Here is a 17175-nt window from a genome sequence, read left to right on the forward strand (position 1 = left end):
ACCTCAATATATGTAAAATATTAGAGAAAAAAGATATGCAAGATGCATATCTTTTTTCTCTTTCTTACCAGAAAGCTTTTGTTTCGTGATTCACATCATTATAACCACTTAATTTATAGGTATGATTACCGATAGCGTAATCATCTCCATAATAAATGCTTGTGTTGGTCGCTGTAGCACTTACAAAGGATGATTTTTTTGCACTATTACTTTTCGTATTTACTAATGAGCTATCGCCATTGAAAGTTCTTGCTTTTGCATAAACATAGTCTTCGGTCGTAGTTGATGTCGATTTAGCAACTGCATATGGGTTACCAAAAAAGGGAGTATATACGCTAATGTTAGAGTCATTCTTAGGTGCAGCTGCAATAGTCAAACTAGGAACACTAGATGTTTTTGTTGATTGAATTGTATCAAAGTCAACTAAAACGGGCTGCTTGTCTACAGTATCGATCTCTGAAGCACTTGCGTTATTAGTAAAACCAAAACCTAAAACCGCTAACCCTAAAGTTGTCACCGATAAAGATTTTTTCATATTCACTAATTTTCCCACCTTTTTAAATTTTTGAGTTCGAACTCAATTCATACAATATATGAAAATTTCGAAACTCTCAATGGTTTATCCCATACTTAACTTTTCTTTTACTTTCGATTCAACATGTCTTCATTTGCAAAAAAGCGAATATATCTTCTAATGCTTAGCCAGCAAGGGATACAGGTTTAATTTTATGAAATTCATGTAAATTTAAATCTATTCATGTCAGAATCTCTGTTATTTTTAAGTTCATATGGGAAACTTATTAAAAAAAGGATGGTGACAAAAATGACAATCGATCGAATTTGTACAATTGGACCCGCAAGTAATAATAAAGAAACATTAGCACAGTTAATAAAGAATGGTATGAAAATTATTCGACTGAATTTATCGCATGGCACGCATGAAAGTCATAAAGACATCATTCGTTTAGTGAAATCATTAGATGACTCTATTAAATTTTTGGGTGATGTACAAGGACCTAAAATAAGATTAGGTGAAGTGAAGGGAGAGCAAATTACACTTCAGGCAGGAGATTCTTTTATTTTACATACACAACCAGTTACAGGGAGTAATACAGAAGCGAGTGTTGATTATGAAGGAATACCGAATGATGTGAAAGTAGGCAGTAGAATTTTAATTAATGATGGAGAAGTTGAATTAATTGTTGAAAAGATAAGTACGGACAAAATAGAAACGAAGGTAAAAACAGGTGGCAATATCTCATCTCATAAAGGAGTTAATTTACCAGGTGCGGCTGTTCGTTTACCAGCTATTACAGAGAAAGATAAAAAAGATATTCAGTTTCTTTTAGAGGAGAATGTTGATTTTATCGCATGTTCTTTCGTAAGAAAACCTAGTCATATAAAAGAAATACGAGATTTTATACAACAGTATAAAGAAACGTCACCTAATATAATTGCAAAAATAGAAACGATGGAAGCAATCGAGAATTTTCAGGATATATGTAAAGAAGCAGATGGAATTATGATTGCAAGGGGCGATTTAGGAGTAGAGTTACCGTATCAATGCATTCCGCTTTTACAGAAAATGATGATTCAGGAATGTAATCGAACGAATACATATGTCATTACAGCAACACAAATGCTTCAATCTATGGTAGATCATTCTATTCCAACAAGGGCTGAGGTGACTGATGTGTTTCAAGCTGTACTGGACGGGACGAATGCAGTTATGCTTTCAGCTGAAAGTGCATCAGGAGAACATCCAATCGAAAGTGTGAGAACATTACGTCTCGTTTCAGAATTTGCGGAGCATGTTAAAAAAGATGGACCTTTTGCGATGAAAGATGTACTGCAATTACTGCGTGAGTCTCTGGATGAGTAATAAAAAGAGGGCGGATATGCATCCGCCCTCGTGTTTTTCATTCATACTATTCTTGCTCTTGCTCATCCAAAATCTTTTCAAACGCAGCAGATACTTTATCAAACTCTTCATCATTTTCAATGTATGAAAACTCATTATCTTCTTCTACTTTTAAAAAGAAAATATCAATGTCTTCCTCAGTTTCTGTTTGGATATCTTCAACAAAGGCAACTGCAATATATTCTGCGCCTTCGACATCCATCGCTCCAAGTACTTCTACTTCTTGCTCTTCGTTATTCTCATCACTAAGAGTAAACACTTCGCCAACTTCAATATCAGACATATTCATTCTCCTCCTGTTCGACTCTAAAAAATAGAGTGCTCAAACTGCATACATACTAATATATCTTTCCATGAAAAACCAAATTCATACATAAGAAAAACGACTAATAGTTCTTTAGTATAAGTATCCAGCTATTAGGAGCATTATTTGTGTGTGCTACATTACTTAATCCATTCAACAATTGTATCTATAGTCTGTCTTGTTTTATCACGTTTTGGATCTTCTTTACGGTAACCAAAGGCAACCATAACAGATACTTCAAAGTTATCGCCCTGTATAATGCCTTCTTGACGAAGTAAAGAGTCTACTTTCTCTTTATCGAATCCTTCTATCGGACAAGAATCAATACCGATTTGAGCTGCGCTCGTCATCATATTACCTAAAGCAATATAAGTTTGTTTAGATGCCCAATCAAATACAGTACGATCGGATTGTAATAAGTTAAAATCTGTTTCCTGGAACTTTTTGAAGAATTCATATCTAATTTTTTGAGTGTCTTCAGGCAATCCAATAATATCGTTCATCATATATTTAATATACTCTGCATCATAATGCATATCTTTAATGTTTCTTGAAAGAACAATGACGAAATGGCTTGCTGTTGCAAGTTGCCCACCAGCGCCCCATGAATACGGTTGTAGTTTTTCTCTTAATTCTTTATTTTGTACGACAATAAATTTCCAAGGTTCATATCCAAAAGAAGAAGGAGATAATCTGCCTGTTTCTAAAATGAATTTAAAATCCTCTTCTGAAATTTTGTGCATAGGATCGAACTCTTTACATGCATGTCTGAAATGAAAAGCCTCCATAATTTTCTCTTTTGTAATTTCGTTTGTATTTGTCATAAAAGTTCCTCTTTTCTTTAATTTATTTTGTAAGTAAATTATATTTTTAAAGTAACATAGATACAAGTACGCACATTTATGTGGTATAGTATCAAAAAAGATACTAATGTTAAGGGAAGGGATTTATTATGGATTGTTCAAATGAAAATAATATAAATTACCCATTTTTAAATAAATATTCTTGTCCAGTTGAAGCTATGGTTGAGGTGATTGGTGGAAAATGGAAAGGTGTTATTTTGTATCATTTATTAGATGGGAAAAAGAGGTTTAATGAATTAAAAAGATTAAAACCTAATATCACACAAAGAATGTTAACACTGCAGCTTAGAGAACTTGAAGCAGATGGCATCATACATCGTGAAGTATACCGTGAAGTGCCACCTAAAGTAGAATATTCGTTAACCGAGCTTGGTGAATCACTTCGTCCAATGATTCTATTAATGATGGAATGGGCAACTCATAATATGGAGAAAGTTTTGGAGAGTAGGAATGCACAAAATAAAAGTTAATAGATGAAAGTGGTATAGTAGAGAAGGATATGAATTTTTCTTAAATTGGTAGTGAAATTAGAAAACCATATATTATTAAAATAGGTAATTGGATGTTAAAGTTTTGTAAGATTAAATTGAGTATAATTATTTTATGTAAACTAATTGCCCGGTTATCTATCAAATGAAAAATCTATGTATCGTTGATATAGTGTAAATTATGATAGATATATTCGGAAAATCGTTAATATAATTTCACTTATGAAGGTGTTGTTCATTAAGGGAAAAGGGCTGTCATGCGCGGACAGCCCTTTTTTGTTTACCTGATTTACATTTTGAGAATACTTCACAGTCATAACGTAGTAGGCGTAGTAAAATATTTATTCAATGTATTATTTTTCAAAGAAGTAAGCGGAACCTTCATCTCACTACCTTCCTTCATATTCCGCAGCACAACAGTGTTTGTACTAAGTTCTTCTTCACCAATAATAAGCACATAAGGGATATTCTCTTTATTGGCATAATTAAGGGCACGTTTTAATTTGCGTCCTGCTAGTTCGAGTTCGATTTTTAAGGAAGTGGTAGAACGTAATTGCTGGGCAATTTGTAAGCATTGTAATTCTGTCCCGAGCGGGATGATAAATAGATCCGCTGTAGATGAGATTGTTTCTTTCTGCGATAGTGCTGCATAAATAACGTCTAAACCGAATGAAATACCGACTGTTGGATAGTTCATACTATCACCACGGAATGCTCCGATAATGTTATCGTAACGGCCGCCGCTACCTATGCTAGATGTAATTGAGCCATCTTTTAGGAAGATTTCATATACAGTACCTGTGTACATTGTCAGTCCTCTTGCTAAAAACGGATTGAATATCGTATTTTCATTTATTCCGAGAGCGATTAAATATTGCTGTAATTGTTGCAATTCGTTTACGCCATCGGCAACGAGTTGGTTATTGAAAGCTTCTTTAAAGTCAACAATTGTAAGCTTTAGACAAGATAATACAGTATTACATATTGTATCAGCCATTTCTTCAGAAATTCCGCGCTCTAATACATCTTTTCGTACACCATCAATCCCAATCTTTTCGATTTTGTCTAATGATAAAATGACGTCATTTGTTAATTCAGTAGGGATGTTAATGGCCTGAAGAATACCATTTAACAATTTTCGGTTATTATATTGGATCGATATCTCTAAGTTTAATGTTCGGAACAGCTCAAACGCCATGCTCATGAGTTCCGCTTCAGCCATGACTGATTCTACACCGACAATATCAACGTCGCATTGTATAAATTCACGAAATCTTCCTTGTTTAATTGGCCCATCTCGAAATACTTTCCCAATTTCATAACGTTTAAAAGGGAGGCGGAGGTTCGGGTTCATTGCCACAACTTTTGCGAATGGAATAGTTAAATCGTATCGTAAGGCAATATCACGTTTTCCTTGATCTTGAAGTGTATATATTTCTTTTAATATTTCATCACCACCGCCGTACTTGTAAGACATAAGCTCATACATATTTAACGTCGGCGTTTCTAAAGGTTTGCATCCGTATCGTCCAAACGTATCTTCACAAGCTCTTTTAATTTTATTTCGCAGCACTTGCTCCTCTGGTAAATAGTCTTTCGTTCCTTTTACATTTCTCATTTCCATCATAATCACTCCTTTTTTAAATTAAAAAAAGCTATGCAGGTATAAAAATACCCACATAGCTTTATGAACGCTTCGTGGGTCAACAGGAAAAGCCCTGTACCCACGAAGAAAAATTTTTCTTCGGATACACGGCGTTACGTATGATGATGAAGTTGGAAAGAAGTATTAACATTTCGCATGACAAATCTCTCCTTAACATAAGTTTTTCCAAATTATATCAGATGATTTTTGAATTATCAATATTTTTAGTTTTGAAATATACGTGAAGTTATGTAGGAGAAATGGAAAAGGGTGTATAATAAAACTTAATAATATGAAATAACCTTTTAAGGAGAACGTTATGAAAAAAGATAAAACAAATGCGATGCGAATATTAGATAAAGAAAAAATTGAATATTCGATGATGTCATATGATCCAGACGATGGAAAAATTGATGGCGTATCAGTAGCTGAGAAAATTGGACGAGAAGTGAGAGAAGTATATAAAACGTTAATTGCTCAAGGGAATAGTAAAAATTATCATGTGTTTATCATTCCGGTAGATGAGGAACTAAATTTAAAAGCTGCCGCAAAAGCAGTAAGTGAAAAGAAAATTGAAATGATTCCTGTTAAAGATATTACGAAAGTGTCAGGATACATTCGCGGCGGTTGTTCACCAGTTGGAATGAAAAAGCTATTTTCTACATGTATTGATGAAAGTGCCCAATCACTTGAAACGATGATAGTGAGTGGCGGGAAAATTGGTATACAAATTGAGCTTAAAGTAGAGGACTTGGCGAAAGTGACGAGAGCGCAGTTTGGTGAAGTAACGAAATAATGATACATAGGAAAAGAAGTTCTAGTTTTATCCCGCTATTCGCCGGGAAGTAAGACCCTCACCTCAAAATTCAGCGGAAGCAAAGAAATTAGATGGGGATCAACTATTTGTACTCCTGTCTATATAATTTAAACGAATAAATAGCTCCAATAAAGAATACAAAAGCTTCAAATAATATAAAGATTTGACGGAAATTCTCAATATCTTTACCAACTAAAGAAATAAATATAGCATTCATTAGAATTTGAGTAGTAAACATACGAGAAGTAATTTTTAAATAAATAGTATTTGTTCTTTCAACCGGTTTACCAATTTTTTGTAAATAATAATAAGTGCAATTACTGAACCCAAAAATAGAAGTGCTGTAAGTCCTACAACGATATTAAAATTGGCTGTACTTTCTAACATCCATTTATTTAATAGATCAATCATTATTATCTTCCTTTCCTACATAAGAGAATATTTTGTTCTTCTTTTTCACTATAATAAAAAAAGGAAAAAGAAAACATCGAACTTTCTTACAAACATTCGTGTATTCTTACAGTTTTGTCATTTTGTAAATGTATTCATCGCCCTGTTTTTCACTATTTTCTTTGGAAAACATAGTGAATTACGAGAAAGGGCGCTACAAAATCAACTTCCGAGAACAAAAATTATGTAAATAAGCTGTTCACTGGATTCTCGTAGAAAACTGTGGTGAGATAAAATTTTTGATTTTGTAGCACTTTAAAATCTTAGCTAGAGGGCTATTTATCGGTATCCCACAATAAAAAGGCAGGAACATATCAAATATGCTCCTGCCTTTGATTTTATTAAGTTTAATATCTATGACCTAAATATAATAGAATTTGGAGCTTCTTTTTATTTTAAGTAGATTGGGTAATTAGACTATAACATTAATGTTTATCGTTGAATATCATAATAATATAATGGAGGTGATGTTATATGGCTCTTACTACAGGACCAATTGAAAACGTAGGAAATCAACCTGCTAATGCAAATAGAGTTAGGGTGAAAATCCTTAACCGTACTGCGGGCCCACTTACTGGAGTAGCTAGAGTTTTTAGACTTGACGGTTCATTAGTATTAATTGAACAGGTAAACTTCAATGTGAATTCTAATGCTTCTACTTTTGTAACTCTAAGTTTAGTTCATCCTGCTTTTGGACAAGCATTTGAATATGAAGTTCAAATTGTTCCTAATCAACCTGGTGGACTATATAGTGTTTATGGACTAACAGCTGACAGTGTTATCATTACTGCACAACGTATTGTGAACTCAGAATTGACACAGTTTCTTTAATTAAAATAGATTGGTGCCTACATGGTATCCAATCTATTTTTGTACGTATTATTCAGAGAAAAAAAGGTTTTACACAAAAATAAAGACAGTTATGGAAAAGGGAAAAGTCGAGCTATCATCTTGATTTTTATTATTTCTGTCTTAGACTGTATCTGTTTTATTAAAATGGAATGAACAAGACCCGGTCGATGATTTAGAGCGAAAGCGTAATGAAGTGATTTTTACAAAATATCAACATAACCGCAATCCTTTTATTGATCATCCTGAATGGGTAAATAAAATCTGGAACTAAGATCTTTAAAGGTATTATATTTTGATAAAAGGGATTGATCATTATGATCAATCCCTTCTTATATTTTTACTAGAATAAATGATTTTTATAGGACTAGTGAGGGAAATAGAATAGATATTTATATGGAACGATAGTACTTATTTATCTAGTTAAGTATTTAGTAAGGTCCCCACTCAATATTCACCCCAACAATAAGAAAAACAAGTCCAATGATAAACCAAATGAGTGCAAGTGGAGCCATGAAACGAATCCATTTTCCATAAGAAATGCCGCTCGCTGCGAGAACGCCCATTAAAACACCGGAAGTTGGATTAAGGCAGTTTACTACACCCTCGCCGAGCATAACAGCCTGTACTGTAACTTGGCGTGTAATGTGCATGAAATCAGCTAATGGAGCTAATATCGGAATAAAAATAACCGATTCTCCTGTTCCGGATGAAATAAGGAAATGTAATGCGGCACTACTTACGTACATACCGATAACACCAAATACAGGGCTTTGTCCTTCAAGAGACTGTGCGAGCTGGTTAACGATAGTATCAAGTAATTTGCCTTGTTCTAAAATGACTGAAATACAGCGAGCCATTCCGACAATTAAAGCACCATAGATAAGGTTTTGGCAGCCATTTAGAAAAGTAGAAGCGATATCGTTTGCTTTCATGCCACCTATTATTCCGGCTGTAATTGCTATGAAAATAAAAGTAGCGGTCATTTCTGCGTCCGTCCAATGTAGACGAAAAGCGCCTATTAAAAATGCAATTAATGATAAAGCTGAAACGAGTAAAATTAATTTATGACGTATCGTCCAAGGAACTTCTTTTTTCTCTGCTTCCTTTTCGCTTGAAAGAGCGTTACTTGGAAACCAGTTGTCGCCAAGAATGCTTCCTTTATTCAATTTTTTCAAGCGCTTTACATACCAATTAATATAAAGGATAGTGGCAAGTAAAAAAGATATATAGATAGCTGTACGTAAACCAATTCCCGAAAACATCGGAAGTTCTGCGATCTTTTGTGAAATGCCTAAAGGTGAGGGGGATAAAATAGTAGCGTTAAAACCAGCATAAGTGCCTAAATAAATAATTGCTACACCGACGATAGCGTCCCATTTTAATGTGCGTGCAACGATGATACCGATGGGGATAAAACCGATAACTGAATTAACGATAATGCCAGTCGTTCCGAGAATAGAAAAAAGTGCGGCAACGATACAAATGAAAAGTAATTGCTGATTACGAAATTTGTTTATAACATGATAGATTAAACCGTCAAGAGCACCTGTTTTTTCAAGAATGGCAATGGCACCGCCTGTAAATAAAATTAAAAAGATGATCGGAGCAGCAAGTGTCATTCCTTTTTCAATAGCGGTAAAAAAAGAAACAAATCCTACAGGTGATTGCGGAACAGAATGATAGCTACCTGGTATTGTCGTTGTAACGGTCCCGTTTGTAACTCTTTTAAATTCTCCAGCAGGAACGAAATACGTAGCAATGGCGCAAAGTAAGGCAATAAAAAATAGTAGTACGTACGCATCAGGCATTTTAAACTTTTGTTTACTAGGTTGTTTTTTTGCCTCAGTTTGTATTTGCATAAAATTCCTCCTTCTTCACTTTATTAATTTTAATATTCTGAATTCAATCCGTGAAATAGATTATAATAAAGGTAGCTTCTTAAGGCAATAGTTTTTGTATCCTTTTCCCGTACATACAAATTATTGCAATATTAGACAGGGAAACGATAATAAGCCAAGAATATGTTATGTAGAAAGAAAAAGGAAAAGAGGGAACAAGATGTGGAAAACTACAGATCTATGTGATGAGTTTGAAAAGGAATTACAAATATGTCGCCAGTCTTTTCGGTCTTTTGGGAAGAAAGAACAATTCCACGGGAAAATTGCAACTGTAAAAGTGAAAGATGATAATGTACTAGTGAAGGAAGGATTGCAAACATTACCAGAAGGAACAGTATTAGTTGTTGATGGCGGAGCGTCTACTAATTGTGCGTTACTTGGTGATAATTTGGCAGCTATTGCGGAAGAAAGAAAGCTAGCAGGAATTATTGTGAATGGGTATGTTCGTGATTCTAGTGAACTAAAGAATATTAATATTGGTATTTTAGCGTTAGGAACGATGCCAAATAGAAGTGTGAAAGAAGGAAAAGGAGAACGAAATATTTCATTGCACTTTGGACAAGTGGATTGGAATCCAAATGAATATGTCTATGCGGATGAAGATGGCGTCATTATTAGTGAAAAGAGTTTACATAGTTAAGAGTTAATAAGTTATTATTCTTAGAAAATAAATCCGATAAAGCATGGACAAAATTCTTTGTCAATAGTAAAATAATACAGAAATTTAAAATTTACAGAATGTATAGGTTTATCGTTTTACGATAACTTAAATGGAAGTAAGTTGTGCCAAGAAAAGTGAATGTTATCACAATGATACGTTCATAAACAAAATTATTTTTCCTATACAAATATAGCCGCGAATAATGCGGGTAGGAGGTGTTGTACATTTTTGTTCGACACTTACAAAAAGAGAGTGTCAATCGCACGCCCTTGAAGGGCCTTTTTTTGTGTAAATGGTAGTAAGGGAGGAAATTTTGGGATGGCAATGTTGAAAAAGTGGCTGCTTACGTCGTTAATGGCAGTGACACTTGTATTTGTTTCTTTTGCGAATACAGTACATATTACGTTTGCTGAAGAAAATACAGCAAAACTTGCAATTATTGGGGAATCACAAAAAGGCATTATGTTATGTCCGAAAGAAGAGCAAATTAAAGATGGGGAAACAGCTTTAAGTTTGCTGCAAAAGGTCATGGGGGACAAGGTAGAATCTGAAACGATGTCGTTTGGAACATATGTAAAAGGCATCGATGGTTTAATGGCCGGGGCTACAAGTGCTTGGCTGTATGATGTAAATGATAAGTCTGCAGAAGTCGGAGTAGATAGTTATAAATTAAAATCTGGAGATGTTGTTGTCTTTCGCTTTGTTTCAGACTGGAGCAATATAAGCCAGGAAACATTGAAAGAAACGTTAGATAAGTTCGGGACGTGTAAAACAGAAGAACCTAACGGTGGCAAAACAGAAGAACCAAAATCAAAAGGTCAAGACGGTAAAACGCCAGATGAGAAAAACCAAGGTGACCAAGACGGTAAAACGCCAGATGAGAAAAACCAAGGTGATCAAGATGGTAAAACGCTAGATGGGAAAAACCAAGGTGACCAAGACGATAAAACGCTAGATGGGAAAAACCAAGGTGACCAAGACGATAAAACGCTAGATGGGAAAAACCAAGGTGACCAAGACGATAAAACGCTAGATGGGAAAAATCAAGGTGACCAAGATGGTAAAAAACCAGAACAACCACAGCAAGAGAACATTCAAGTTCCAAGTGCACAATTAAACGAAGCCATTTCTAAAACATCAGATAAGATGTTACAAGATGGAATTGAAAGTGACTGGGTAGCTGTAGCGCTTTCTCGTTCTGGAAAGAATGTGCCAATTGAGGCGAAATTAAATTATGTTAAGTCAGTAACTGAAAAAGTAGAAAAGCGTATTAACCGTTTTTCAGCGACAGATTTAGCTAGAACAATTATTATGATGAATGCAATGAGTGCAGACCCTAAAAATGTAGGTGGACATAATTTAGTTCAAAAATTGTATGAGTCAGATAAAGTGAATTCTGTTACAGGTTATGCATTTGCTTTACTTGCATTTGATACGAAGAAGTATGAGATTCCAGTTGAATCAAAATGGAACAGAGTTGCTCTAGTGGAAGCACTGTTAAATAATCAGCATACAGACGGTGGATGGACTTATAATAGTTCAGGTAGTAAAGATAGTGCTAGTAGCGTTGATGTAACAGGTATGGTTTTATCAGCATTAGCTCCTTATCAAGAGCGATCAGATGTGAAACCAGCTATACAAAAAGCTGTTGCGTATTTATATAACGAACAACTGCAAAATGGCGGTTTTTCAGCTGATGGACAAGAAAATTCAAATAGTACTGCGCAAGCAATTATTGGATTATCGCTTGTTAAAGATGTAGATCAAAATCGTCTTCATAAGGCAATGCAAAACCTATTATCATATCAACTTTCAAATGGTGAATTTAAATGGTTACCAAGTGATCAAAATGGTAACGGAATGGCTACAGAACAGGCTCTTTTAGCATTACTTCAATTTAAGGAAATGGGAAAATCTATTTATGATTGGTCTAATGTAGACGCTGGTGATGTAATTAAGCCAAAACCGATTGAAGAGCCAGAAAAGGTCGTTGAACCAGAAAATAATGTAGTAGAAAAAGAAGTTACTGAAGAACCGAAAGAACAAAAACAAGTACAACAAGAAACAAAAGATGAAAATCTAAAAGTAGTTGTAGATAACGAACCGGTTAAGAATAAAAAAATCGGAAACGGTAACAGTCTACCAAAAACAGGAGCATCTTCTCATAGTCCAGCAACAGAAGTAGGTATGGGTGTATTATGTATTGCTTCTGCATATGTATTATGGAGACGTAAAGCAGCTTAACAAAAAATTAGGAGCAATTATTTGCTCCTAATTTTCGTATGAAAGGTGAGAGATAGGATGAGTAAGGTGAAATGGTTCATTTCTTTACTGCTTTCGCTCGGGCTACTTGCCGGATGTGAAGAGGCAGCTGTAAAGCCTGAGAAGAAGGTAGAACCGAAGCAAGAAGAGGTAGCGAAACAAAAAGAACAAAAAGATGAAGCGAAGCCGGAAGAAAAAACAAAAGAAAAGCAAGCTGAATCAGAGCAAAAGCAGCAAGAAGAACAGAAAGAGAAACAAGAACAAAAAGTAGAAGAGAAGCCGAAAGAGGAAAAGCCGCAGGCACAACCAGAGGTAAAGAAAGAAGAGAAACAACAGGAACAACCGAAAGAGCAACCTGCTGTAAATAAGCAACCAGAGCAGCAACAAGTACAAGAAGAGAAACAACAACCGAAAGCACCAGAAGTAAAAGAAGAAGCAAAGGTTGTGAATCAGCCGAAAGAAACACCGAAGCAGGAGCAAAAAGAAGATCCGAATAAAGCGGAGAAAACGATACCGACTCCGGCAGTACCAAAACCTGAACCACCAAAACCAGATCCAGTACCAGTACCGAAACCGCAAGCAAAACAAGTAACAATCTCAGTAAAAGGAAATAACGGATATATAATGGGTGCGAAAAAGATGGATGTACAAGATGGCGATACTGTGTATAAAGTATTGCAACGTACAGGATTAGATGTTGATGCAAGCGGATCTAGAGATAGTATTTATGTAAAAGGTATTAATGATTTATATGAAAAAGATATTGCGGATACTAGTGGATGGAAATATCGTGTGAACGGTGCTTTTCCAAACCATAGTGCTGGTGTAGCTACGGTAAAACCAGGAGATACAATTGAGTGGGTATACGTATTACAATAAGAAAGGCATTCGGTAAAGGGCTATGAAAATAAGTTTTTCTTCTTTACATCCTTTTGTGAATTTTTTCTATTATATCGGGGTGATGATACTATGTATGATGTGTCTTCATCCTCTTTTTTTAATTGGAGCAATAGTATTAATTATTATGTTAAATGTGATGCAAGGAAATAGCGAAAAGATAAGAAAGATGCTACCGAGCACAATTGTTTTCTTCTTTATGGTAATTTTATTTAATTCGTTATTAACGCATAGAGGTCGAACTACGTTATTTTGGTTAGGTGATAGCCGTATTAAGCTTGAGGCGATTATGTTTGGAATAGTAATGGGGTTATTACTAGTTGCAGTTATGTTTACGTTTGCGTCATACAATGATATTATTTCCAGTCATAAATTTTTATATTTGTTTTCAAGAATTTCACCGAAAGTTGCATTGTTAACGATGATTACAGTGAGATTTGTTCCTTTGTTTATAAGGCGATTAAAGAAAATCACACTCGTTCAAAAGACGAAAGGTGTGCAGGTAGATTCAGGTTCGATAATTGAACGCGTCAAAAATGGTATGCAATTGCTGCAAGTATTATTAATTTGTTCATTAGAAGATGCACTGCAAACGGCAGATTCTATGCAAGCTCGTGGATTTGGTGTAACGAAGCGTACGACGTATATTCGCTATAGAATGGAAAGGCGCGATTGGTATACGCTCAGTTATTTAATCATTTTATTTATAGCTGCTATTATATGTAGTAATTATGGCGGGGGGAAATTGATTATTTATCCGAAAGTCGAATCGATTCTATTTCAGCAATACGATGGGATGATGTTTGTCGTATTTACGATGTTTATTAGTTTACCAATCATAATGGAAGGGAGAGAATGGATATGGTGGCGCATGCAGAAATAAACAATTTATCATTTGTATATGCTGATGAAAATGAAAAAGCGTTACAGCATATTTCTCTTTCTGTTCAAAAAGGTGAGTTTATTGCACTTGCTGGAGGATCGGGATCTGGGAAGACGACTTTATTAAAACATTTTAAAAAGGAGTTACTTCCAATTGGTACGCGTTCTGGAGAGATATTTTATGAGGGTGTTTTAATAGAGGAAGTAGCTGATTTGTTATCTGCCCAAGAAATTGGGATGGTATTTCAAAACCCAGAAAATCAGATCGTTATGGATACAGTAATTCAAGAATTAGCATTTTCTTTAGAAAATATCGGATTATCATCACATATTATTCAAAAAAGAATAGCAGAGCTTATTAGCTTTTTAGGATTTCAAGATTTATTGCATCAATCTGTTCACACGTTATCTGGTGGGCAAAAGCAACTTGTTAATTTAGCTGCGGTATTAGTTATGCAGCCGAAATTGCTATTATTAGATGAACCGACAGCGCAGTTAGATCCAATCGCTGCAAAAGAGTTTTTAGGATTATTAAAACGGATTAATGAAGAACTTGGAATTACGATTATTTTAAGTGAACATCGTTTAGATGAAGTTATCCCGCTTGCAACACGCGTTGTTTGTATGGATAATGGCCGTATTATGTATGATGGTAGTCCTAAAATTGTTATTACGGATATGTGGGGAGTAGAAACATTCCGTCCATTTATTCCGCAAATTCCAAGGCTATTTTTAGAGTGGAATGTGAGAGATATTCCGTTTACAGTGCGAGAGGCGCAAATGAAAATGAATGATTTTGCAGCGATATCATATGTAAATGAGCCAATAGCACAAAGTGAAAAGCAAGAGGTAATTTTAAGCGCAGAGCATATTTCGTTCCAATATGAAAAAAATAGTCCGCTTATTTTACGTGATTTATCAGTTTCGATTGAAAAAGGAAAATGGGTAGCACTCGTTGGGAAGAATGGTACAGGTAAGTCTACACTGTTAACGATTTTAGCAGGATTACAAAAAGCGAGAAGAGGGAAAGTAAAGTGGAACGGAAAAGTAATACATAAAATTGATTCGAAAGAACGTTTTAAAAGTATTGGGTATGTATCGCAGCATCCGTATTACCATTTTACATTTGATACAGTATGGGACGAGGTTTATGAACGTGCGCGTGAATTATATGGAGAACAAGGAAAAGAAATAGCAGAAGATACGCTAAAACAGTTTTGGTTGTACTCGCTTAAAGAACGCCATCCGCACGATTGTAGCGGGGGAGAGCAACAACTTCTTGCATTATGTACAACGTTATTATCAAAGCCGACTTTATTATTACTTGATGAACCGACAAAGGGATTAGATCCATGGAAGAAAGAAAGAGTAGGAGAGCTATTTAGGAAGCTACAAAAAGAAGGTACAACAATTGTAATGGCAACGCATGATATTGAGTTTGCAGCGAAATACGTTGATCAATGTATGATGTTATTTGATGGAACAGTCATTATGAATGATGCACCGAAAGAATTTTTTAGCGGCAACTTCTTTTATACAACATCTATTAACCGATTCATTCGAAAAGAATTGCCATATGCATTAACGTGGGAGGATGTGTACGAAGCTTGTCCAAAAGATATGTTGCATTCATAATATGTATCTTTGCAGTAATAATCGGCACATTACTCCTTACGACACTTGTCATGGACGGTTATTACATGTTAAGTAGTTTGTTTATATTAGCGGTTATTATGTTACCTTTCTATATCCGTTTTGAAAGAAAGGCGTTTGTTTCACGTGAAATTGTTCTCGTTGCTGTATTAGCGGCAATTGCAGCAGTAAGCCGGGTGCCATTTTCTATTTTACCAAGTGTACAACCAACTTCTTTTGTCATTATCGTTTCTGCAATTGTATTTGGTAGTGAAACTGGTTTTATGATTGGTGCTACAGCAGCAATCGTATCTAATATTTTTTTAGGACAAGGTCCATGGACACCGTGGCAAATGTTTTCATGGGGCATGATTGGTTTTATAGCAGGTTTACTTCGTAATACATTTTTTATGAAAAAGCTATGGGGAAGACTTCTTTACGGAGTAATTGTTGGCTTTTTATTTGGCTGGATTATGAATTTCTGGGGTCTTCTCGGTTTTATACGAGAAGCAACATGGGAAACTGTCATTTCGTATTATATCGCAAGTTTTTACTTTGATTTGAGCCATGCGATTTCGAATGTTATTTTCTTATTACTATTTAGTACTTCATGGATTACGATTCTTACAAGATTTAAAAAGAAATACGGTATATTAGATGAGCATAACGTGACATAGAAAAGCATACTCATATAAGGTAGGGTCGCGACTTACATATTCGTTTGCCTCTTTCATGCTTCTTACATACTGTAAGGAGCATTTTTTTGTCAAAAAATCGATTTAATATACATCCGTTATTATATAAAATTATTTGTATAATGGTAGGTGAGAACTTTTTTCAAAAGGGAGGTGTATAGTTAATGAAGTTAGTTATTCCGAAGCAACATGGTGCATGGGCTATGCTTGTTATTCCTTTTTTATTAAGTGTCATACTTGGGAAACCTACTATTTATCATATTCCATTGTTTTTAGCGTGGTTTTTTATCTATTTAGCCACGTATCCATTTCTTACGTACATAAAGCAAAGACGAAAAAAAGAGTTTTTACAAGCTGCCATTGTTTATTTCAGTATTGCGTTCCTATTTGGGATGATTTCTTTATTATATGAGTGGCGAATTCTTTTATTCGTAATAGTAATGATTCCATTATTTATAGTGAATATGTATTACGCTCGTCAAAAAAATGAAAGAGCACTATTAAATGATATTTGTGCGATTATTGTGTTTTGTATCGGTGGATTAATTAGTTATTACTTTTCAATGAAGCAAATCGGTCATACAGCTATATTCATTGCACTTATTTCATTTTTATACTTTTTAGGTAGTACGTTCTATGTGAAAACGATGATTCGTGAAAAAAATAACCCGAAGTATCGTCTTATATCTTGGGGATATCATATCGTATTAACGATAATCATATTTGTGATTAATCCCTGGTGTTCTCTTATTTTTATACCAAGTGCCATTCGAGCAATTGTGTTGTATGGCAAAAAAATTTCTATTATAAAAGTAGGAATTTTAGAAATTGCTAATTCTGTATATTTTTTAATTATAACGGCAATAATTATGAAGTATGCCATTTGAAAAAACTTCCCATCAATTGAT

At 34.7% G+C, this 17175-nt stretch carries 16 protein-coding genes and 2 pseudogenes; 12 read left to right on the top strand and 6 right to left on the bottom strand.

Annotated elements, in window-relative coordinates:
• Window positions 1-64: 64 nt before the first annotated feature.
• Complete coding sequence (locus QCI79_RS24205; RefSeq protein ID WP_001056347.1) at window positions 65-541, bottom strand: hypothetical protein; 477 nt, start codon at window positions 539-541, stop codon at window positions 65-67.
• Between the two features lie 282 nt (window positions 542-823).
• Here QCI79_RS24205 and QCI79_RS24210 point away from each other — a divergent pair, with 282 nt between their 5' ends.
• The gene (locus tag QCI79_RS24210) at window positions 824-1882 is read left to right on the top strand and encodes a pyruvate kinase (protein ID WP_000151069.1); all 1059 of its coding nucleotides are present in this window, start codon (window positions 824-826) and stop codon (window positions 1880-1882) included.
• 46 nt (window positions 1883-1928) lie between these two features.
• Here QCI79_RS24210 and QCI79_RS24215 read toward each other — a convergent pair whose 3' ends face one another.
• Window positions 1929-2210, bottom strand: coding sequence for a DUF1292 domain-containing protein (locus QCI79_RS24215; RefSeq protein WP_002005464.1), 282 nt, complete (start codon window positions 2208-2210; stop codon window positions 1929-1931).
• A 155-nt stretch (window positions 2211-2365) separates the two neighbouring features.
• Window positions 2366-3049, bottom strand: a complete 684-nt coding sequence (locus tag QCI79_RS24220) for an NAD(P)H-dependent oxidoreductase (RefSeq protein WP_000185717.1) — start codon at window positions 3047-3049, stop codon at window positions 2366-2368.
• Window positions 3050-3177: 128 nt separating this feature from the next.
• On the opposite strand from QCI79_RS24220, the gene QCI79_RS24225 reads away from it, so the two are divergent.
• Window positions 3178-3558 (top strand): winged helix-turn-helix transcriptional regulator, encoded by a 381-nt coding sequence (locus QCI79_RS24225; protein WP_000340650.1) that lies wholly within the window; start codon window positions 3178-3180, stop codon window positions 3556-3558.
• A 331-nt stretch (window positions 3559-3889) separates the two neighbouring features.
• Here the strand turns inward: QCI79_RS24225 and QCI79_RS24230 are convergent, their stop codons facing one another.
• The gene (locus QCI79_RS24230; protein WP_100240250.1) at window positions 3890-5203 is read right to left on the bottom strand and encodes a histidine--tRNA ligase; all 1314 of its coding nucleotides are present in this window, start codon (window positions 5201-5203) and stop codon (window positions 3890-3892) included.
• 337 nt (window positions 5204-5540) lie between these two features.
• Here QCI79_RS24230 and ybaK point away from each other — a divergent pair, with 337 nt between their 5' ends.
• Window positions 5541-6017, top strand: coding sequence for a Cys-tRNA(Pro) deacylase (gene ybaK, locus QCI79_RS24235; RefSeq protein WP_000710861.1), 477 nt, complete (start codon window positions 5541-5543; stop codon window positions 6015-6017).
• 103 nt (window positions 6018-6120) lie between these two features.
• Here ybaK and QCI79_RS24240 read toward each other — a convergent pair.
• Window positions 6121-6449 (bottom strand): annotated as a pseudogene (locus QCI79_RS24240) (6-aminohexanoate hydrolase).
• 513 nt (window positions 6450-6962) lie between these two features.
• On the opposite strand from QCI79_RS24240, the gene QCI79_RS24245 reads away from it, so the two are divergent.
• Together QCI79_RS24245 and QCI79_RS24250 are read left to right on the top strand one after the other, a co-directional pair.
• A complete protein-coding gene (locus QCI79_RS24245) occupies window positions 6963-7319 on the top strand; it encodes a hypothetical protein (protein WP_001229426.1) in 357 nt (118 codons plus the stop codon).
• Between the two features lie 151 nt (window positions 7320-7470).
• Window positions 7471-7611, top strand: a pseudogene (locus tag QCI79_RS24250) (endonuclease); the annotation flags it as partial.
• A gap of 157 nt (window positions 7612-7768) precedes the next feature.
• Here the strand turns inward: QCI79_RS24250 and QCI79_RS24255 are convergent.
• Complete coding sequence (locus QCI79_RS24255; RefSeq protein ID WP_001166970.1) at window positions 7769-9199, bottom strand: YfcC family protein; 1431 nt, start codon at window positions 9197-9199, stop codon at window positions 7769-7771.
• 199 nt (window positions 9200-9398) lie between these two features.
• Here QCI79_RS24255 and rraA point away from each other — a divergent pair, with 199 nt between their 5' ends.
• The 7 genes from rraA (at window position 9399) to QCI79_RS24290 (ending at window position 17154) form a co-directional block, all read left to right on the top strand.
• Window positions 9399-9878, top strand: a complete 480-nt coding sequence (gene rraA / locus QCI79_RS24260; protein ID WP_000266038.1) for a ribonuclease E activity regulator RraA — start codon at window positions 9399-9401, stop codon at window positions 9876-9878.
• 339 nt (window positions 9879-10217) lie between these two features.
• Window positions 10218-12143 carry a DUF4430 domain-containing protein gene (locus QCI79_RS24265; RefSeq protein ID WP_042991560.1) on the top strand — a complete coding sequence of 642 codons (1926 nt, stop codon included), beginning with the start codon at window positions 10218-10220 and terminating at the stop codon, window positions 12141-12143.
• A 57-nt stretch (window positions 12144-12200) separates the two neighbouring features.
• Window positions 12201-13040 carry a DUF4430 domain-containing protein gene (locus QCI79_RS24270; RefSeq protein WP_000048903.1) on the top strand — a complete coding sequence of 280 codons (840 nt, stop codon included), beginning with the start codon at window positions 12201-12203 and terminating at the stop codon, window positions 13038-13040.
• 22 nt (window positions 13041-13062) lie between these two features.
• Window positions 13063-13941 carry an energy-coupling factor transporter transmembrane component T gene (locus QCI79_RS24275; protein WP_002101120.1) on the top strand — a complete coding sequence of 293 codons (879 nt, stop codon included), beginning with the start codon at window positions 13063-13065 and terminating at the stop codon, window positions 13939-13941.
• Window positions 13914-15575 carry an ABC transporter ATP-binding protein gene (locus QCI79_RS24280; RefSeq protein ID WP_023901390.1) on the top strand — a complete coding sequence of 554 codons (1662 nt, stop codon included), beginning with the start codon at window positions 13914-13916 and terminating at the stop codon, window positions 15573-15575. Before QCI79_RS24275 ends, QCI79_RS24280 begins: the two co-directional genes overlap by 28 nt.
• On the top strand, window positions 15548-16249 hold the full coding sequence (locus tag QCI79_RS24285; protein ID WP_000044907.1) for an ECF transporter S component: 702 nt from the start codon (window positions 15548-15550) through the stop codon (window positions 16247-16249). Before QCI79_RS24280 ends, QCI79_RS24285 begins: the two co-directional genes overlap by 28 nt.
• Window positions 16250-16431: 182 nt before the next feature.
• Window positions 16432-17154: a YwiC-like family protein gene (locus QCI79_RS24290; protein WP_000779981.1), complete on the top strand. Its 723-nt coding sequence runs from the start codon at window positions 16432-16434 to the stop codon at window positions 17152-17154.
• Window positions 17155-17175 lie beyond the last annotated feature (21 nt).

It is taken from the genome of Bacillus cereus group sp. MG1 (assembly GCF_040460035.1).
GTDB lineage: Bacteria > Bacillota > Bacilli > Bacillales > Bacillaceae_G > Bacillus_A > Bacillus_A cereus.

Bases quoted from the DNA above. Each gene is read 5' to 3' on its own strand.
- QCI79_RS24230 (WP_100240250.1), bottom strand. From the start codon at position 5,203: ATGATGGAAATGAGAAATGTAAAAGGAACGAAAGACTATTTACCAGAG.
- ybaK (WP_000710861.1), top strand. From the start codon at position 5,541: ATGAAAAAAGATAAAACAAATGCGATGCGAATATTAGATAAAGAAAAA.
- QCI79_RS24290 (WP_000779981.1), top strand. From the start codon at position 16,432: ATGAAGTTAGTTATTCCGAAGCAACATGGTGCATGGGCTATGCTTGTT.
- QCI79_RS24210 (WP_000151069.1), top strand. From the start codon at position 824: ATGACAATCGATCGAATTTGTACAATTGGACCCGCAAGTAATAATAAA.
- QCI79_RS24280 (WP_023901390.1), top strand. From the start codon at position 13,914: ATGGATATGGTGGCGCATGCAGAAATAAACAATTTATCATTTGTATAT.
- QCI79_RS24275 (WP_002101120.1), top strand. From the start codon at position 13,063: ATGAAAATAAGTTTTTCTTCTTTACATCCTTTTGTGAATTTTTTCTAT.
- QCI79_RS24220 (WP_000185717.1), bottom strand. From the start codon at position 3,049: ATGACAAATACAAACGAAATTACAAAAGAGAAAATTATGGAGGCTTTT.
- QCI79_RS24255 (WP_001166970.1), bottom strand. From the start codon at position 9,199: ATGCAAATACAAACTGAGGCAAAAAAACAACCTAGTAAACAAAAGTTT.
- QCI79_RS24215 (WP_002005464.1), bottom strand. From the start codon at position 2,210: ATGAATATGTCTGATATTGAAGTTGGCGAAGTGTTTACTCTTAGTGAT.
- rraA (WP_000266038.1), top strand. From the start codon at position 9,399: ATGTGGAAAACTACAGATCTATGTGATGAGTTTGAAAAGGAATTACAA.
- QCI79_RS24245 (WP_001229426.1), top strand. From the start codon at position 6,963: ATGGCTCTTACTACAGGACCAATTGAAAACGTAGGAAATCAACCTGCT.
- QCI79_RS24225 (WP_000340650.1), top strand. From the start codon at position 3,178: ATGGATTGTTCAAATGAAAATAATATAAATTACCCATTTTTAAATAAA.
- QCI79_RS24270 (WP_000048903.1), top strand. From the start codon at position 12,201: ATGAGTAAGGTGAAATGGTTCATTTCTTTACTGCTTTCGCTCGGGCTA.
- QCI79_RS24265 (WP_042991560.1), top strand. From the start codon at position 10,218: ATGGCAATGTTGAAAAAGTGGCTGCTTACGTCGTTAATGGCAGTGACA.